The 3,409-nt window shown below is 42.1% G+C and carries 3 protein-coding genes, 10 tRNA genes and 1 riboswitch; of the genes, 3 read left to right on the top strand and 10 right to left on the bottom strand.

Going from position 1 to position 3,409, the window contains the following annotated elements; genetic code table 11:
- Nucleotides 1–192: 192 nt before the first annotated feature.
- Nucleotides 193–239, top strand: a riboswitch (PreQ1 riboswitch).
- Nucleotides 240–346: 107 nt separating this feature from the next.
- The 3 genes from queF (at nt 347) to M3210_RS19590 (ending at nt 2,286) form a co-directional block, all read left to right on the top strand.
- Entirely contained in the window at nt 347–844 is a 498-nt protein-coding gene (gene queF / locus M3210_RS19600; RefSeq protein ID WP_251517925.1) for a preQ(1) synthase, read from the top strand.
- A gap of 220 nt (nt 845–1,064) precedes the next feature.
- Nucleotides 1,065–1,742: a 7-cyano-7-deazaguanine synthase QueC gene (queC, locus tag M3210_RS19595; protein ID WP_285853907.1), complete on the top strand. Its 678-nt coding sequence runs from the start codon at nt 1,065–1,067 to the stop codon at nt 1,740–1,742.
- 1 nt (nt 1,743) lies between these two features.
- Nucleotides 1,744–2,286, top strand: a complete 543-nt coding sequence (locus tag M3210_RS19590; RefSeq protein ID WP_251517920.1) for a VUT family protein — start codon at nt 1,744–1,746, stop codon at nt 2,284–2,286.
- Between the two features lie 159 nt (nt 2,287–2,445).
- Here the strand turns inward: M3210_RS19590 and M3210_RS19585 are convergent.
- The 10 genes from M3210_RS19585 to M3210_RS19540 all read right to left on the bottom strand — a co-directional run bounded on the left by M3210_RS19585 (nt 2,446) and on the right by M3210_RS19540 (nt 3,387).
- Nucleotides 2,446–2,530 (bottom strand) — tRNA-Leu (locus M3210_RS19585).
- A 12-nt stretch (nt 2,531–2,542) separates the two neighbouring features.
- Nucleotides 2,543–2,616, bottom strand: a tRNA-Cys gene (locus tag M3210_RS19580).
- An 18-nt stretch (nt 2,617–2,634) separates the two neighbouring features.
- Nucleotides 2,635–2,706 (bottom strand) — tRNA-Gly (locus M3210_RS19575).
- Between the two features lie 4 nt (nt 2,707–2,710).
- Nucleotides 2,711–2,785, bottom strand: a tRNA-Gln gene (locus M3210_RS19570).
- A 5-nt stretch (nt 2,786–2,790) separates the two neighbouring features.
- Nucleotides 2,791–2,866 (bottom strand) — tRNA-His (locus M3210_RS19565).
- 20 nt (nt 2,867–2,886) lie between these two features.
- A tRNA-Trp gene (locus M3210_RS19560) sits at nt 2,887–2,960 on the bottom strand.
- 13 nt (nt 2,961–2,973) lie between these two features.
- Nucleotides 2,974–3,058, bottom strand: a tRNA-Tyr gene (locus tag M3210_RS19555).
- A gap of 18 nt (nt 3,059–3,076) precedes the next feature.
- Nucleotides 3,077–3,149: transfer RNA gene (locus M3210_RS19550), tRNA-Phe, on the bottom strand.
- Nucleotides 3,150–3,179: 30 nt separating this feature from the next.
- Nucleotides 3,180–3,256 (bottom strand) — tRNA-Asp (locus tag M3210_RS19545).
- Nucleotides 3,257–3,310: 54 nt separating this feature from the next.
- A tRNA-Met gene (locus M3210_RS19540) sits at nt 3,311–3,387 on the bottom strand.
- Between the last annotated feature and the right edge of the window lie 22 nt (nt 3,388–3,409).

Genomic DNA, 3,409 nt, shown 5'->3' with positions numbered 1-3,409 from the left:
AATTTAAAAAATAGAAGAACCCAAACATTTTAGAGCAATATAGGGTTGATAACGCTAACAAAACACTGGACGAAAACAGTATAAAATAAGGGACTTAAAAAACTCCCACAAGTACTTGACTCAATCTCCATCTACCGTAGCATTGACACTATCTCCCCTTCTCAGATATAATGAAGTTAATTTAAAACCTGCACGGAAGAGGTTCATAGCTGAAACCCTCTATAAAAAACTATGGATATATTAAATTATTATCCATATCCCATTCGGATATGGATTTTCTTTTAAAATCTTAGTTTTCTATGGCCTCTTGTAGTGTTTGGTTACAACATACAAGGAGGTTTTTTTTATGTCTGGAAGGAAAGAACAAGGTCTGGAAGATTTAACACTGCTTGGTAATAAAGATACAAAATATGCAACTGATTACAATCCTGAAATATTGGAGTCTGTAGATAACATCCATACGAATCGTGATTACTTTGTAAAATTCAATTGTCCTGAGTTTACTAGTTTATGTCCAATTACAGGACAGCCAGATTTTGCAACGATGTATATTTCGTACATACCCGATCAAAAACTTGTTGAGAGTAAATCTTTAAAACTATATTTATTTAGCTTTAGAAATCATGGAGATTTTCACGAGGATTGTGTGAATATCATTATGAACGATCTAATTGAATTACTCGATCCACGTTATATAGAGGTGTGGGGCAAATTCACTCCGCGTGGCGGGATTTCCATCGATCCATGGTGTAACTACGGAAAGCCCGGCACAAAGTATGAGGACATGGCAATGCATCGATTAATGAACCATGACCTTAACCCTGAGAAAATCGACAATCGATAAACTGAATAGAAGAGGTTTTAGCGACCCTCTGTAAAGTGAAACTTCATTTAGTGGGGGCTCTTACCCACTGAATGTTAGTTGAACAGAATCAGGGATTTACGGGCTGTTTATCCTCACCTTCACACATTGAGTTAACCTCATAGTTACAGGTGGGTATTACAGCCCGTTAATCCGTGATAAAAAACTAAGAAAACAGCCTTGCTTTCTTAGGGCTGTTTTTTTGAAAAGGAGATTATACATGAAGGAAGAAAAAGCCATTGTTGTCTTTAGTGGCGGACAAGACAGTACGACTTGCTTGTTCTGGGCTAAAGAACGATTTAAAGAAGTGGAAACCGTCACCTTTGATTATGGTCAAAGGCATAAACTGGAGATTGAGTGTGCCACAGAAATTGCAAAGAAGCTCGATGTAAAACATCACATCTTAGATATGTCACTTCTCCATCAACTTGCACCTAATGCTTTGACTCGGGAAGATATAGAGATTTCCGAGGGTAATGAGGATAACTTACCAAACACCTTTGTACCTGGAAGGAATCTGCTTTTCCTTTCCTTCGCTGGTATATTAGCAAAACAAGTCGGTGCAAAGCATCTAGTAACTGGAGTTAGTGAAACAGATTATAGTGGTTATCCGGATTGCAGAGACAATTTCATCCAATCATTAAACCTTTCTCTTAATCTAGCAATGGATGAGGACATGACAATCCATACTCCTTTAATGTGGTTGGATAAAAAGCAAGTGTGGGAGCTTTCCGATGAATTAGGAGTATTGGAGATCATTCGCGAAGAAACGTTAACTTGTTATAACGGAATCAAATCGGATGGATGTGGAGAATGTCCGGCTTGTAAGCTCCGCAATAATGGCTTGAGGCAATATTTAGATAGTAAGGGAGAGAAGTAAGATGCTACGAGTCTTTTTATATTTAATTTCCATCGTCTCTGCAAACGTAGTAACCGCAGCCCTTATGCCGCTGCAGATCGGTATTTTTATCATTCCTATGGGAACATTCTTAATCGGAGCGACATTCATCTTCCGTGACTTGGTTCAAAATAAATATGGTAGAGCAAAGACCTATATGTTTATTGTTACAGCATTAGTTTTATCCGCTTTGGTCTCCTTTTTCCTCGGAGATACATTAATGATCGTTGCAGCATCAGCTCTTTCCTTTATCATTTCCGAAACAGCTGATACAGAAATTTATACGAGATTAAGACTCCCGATTGCATGGCGCGTGTTTTACAGTGGAATCGTCGGTGGACTATTAGATTCAGTCGTTTTTGTTATTGTTGGTTTAAGTCCAATAGGGGCAGGTTTTATCCCTTGGGAGGCTGTTCCGGCAGCTATTTTAGGGCAAGTCATTGCGAAAACAGTCATTCAACTGTTTGGAGCGCTGGCCCTATATCAAGTGTATACAATTAGAGAAAAACGTGTGTCAGTAGGTTAAATACGAATTGGGTGCCAATAGATTTATTGGCGCCTTTTTTTAATGTTTAAATTAAGTTTTCGATTGTAAATATAATGATCTGGTGCCATAGAATCTTTGGAAAAGACTACAACAAAAAAGACGCTCCCCGTAGAGAGCGCCTTAAACTTTTAATTATGATACCGGTGGTCGGGGTCGAACCGACACGTCCTCAACGGACACGGGATTTTGAGTCCCGCGCGTCTGCCAATTCCGCCACACCGGCATATAAGATATCTGGAGGCGGTAACCGGATTCGAACCGGTGGTAAAGGTTTTGCAGACCTCTGCCTTACCACTTGGCTATACCGCCACCGTTAAGATAAGAAAGAGCGGAAGACGGGATTCGAACCCGCGACCCCCACCTTGGCAAGGTGGTGTTCTACCACTGAACTACTTCCGCAAATTGGCTGGGCTACTAGGATTCGAACCTAGGAATGACGGGACCAAAACCCGTTGCCTTACCGCTTGGCTATAGCCCAATTTATGGGGCGACCGGTGGGAGTTGAACCCACGAGTGCCGGAGCCACAATCCGGTGCGTTAACCACTTCGCCACGACCGCCATATTAAATTAAAGAATAATGGCAGGGGTAGTAGGAATCGAACCCACATCAAAGGTTTTGGAGACCTTCGTTTTACCATTAAACTATACCCCTATTATTTAATAAATGGTGGAGGGGGGCAGATTCGAACTGCCGAACCCTGAGGGAGCGGATTTACAGTCCGCCGCGTTTAGCCACTTCGCTACCCCTCCAGCAAACTTCTACAAAAGTGGCTCGGGACGGAATCGAACCGCCGACACACGGATTTTCAGTCCGTTGCTCTACCGACTGAGCTACCGAGCCATAATGTTTAATAGACTTCAAAGAAATTAGTGGCGGTCCGGACGGGACTCGAACCCGCGACCTCCTGCGTGACAGGCAGGCATTCTAACCAACTGAACTACCGGACCAATTTGGTTGCACTTTCCAAGTACTGCTGATTATCAACTGTCGTTGATATTATTTGGTTGCGGGGGCAGGATTTGAACCTGCGACCTCTGGGTTATGAGCCCAACGAGCTGCCAGACTGCTCCACCCCGCGATAATTGGGAATATGCACTTTA

The sequence above is a fragment of the Oceanobacillus luteolus genome (genome assembly GCF_023715655.1).
Classification (GTDB): domain Bacteria; phylum Bacillota; class Bacilli; order Bacillales; family Amphibacillaceae; genus Oceanobacillus; species Oceanobacillus luteolus.
Note: the sequence above shows the minus strand (reverse complement) of the source record. Positions and strands in the feature narration are given on the sequence as shown.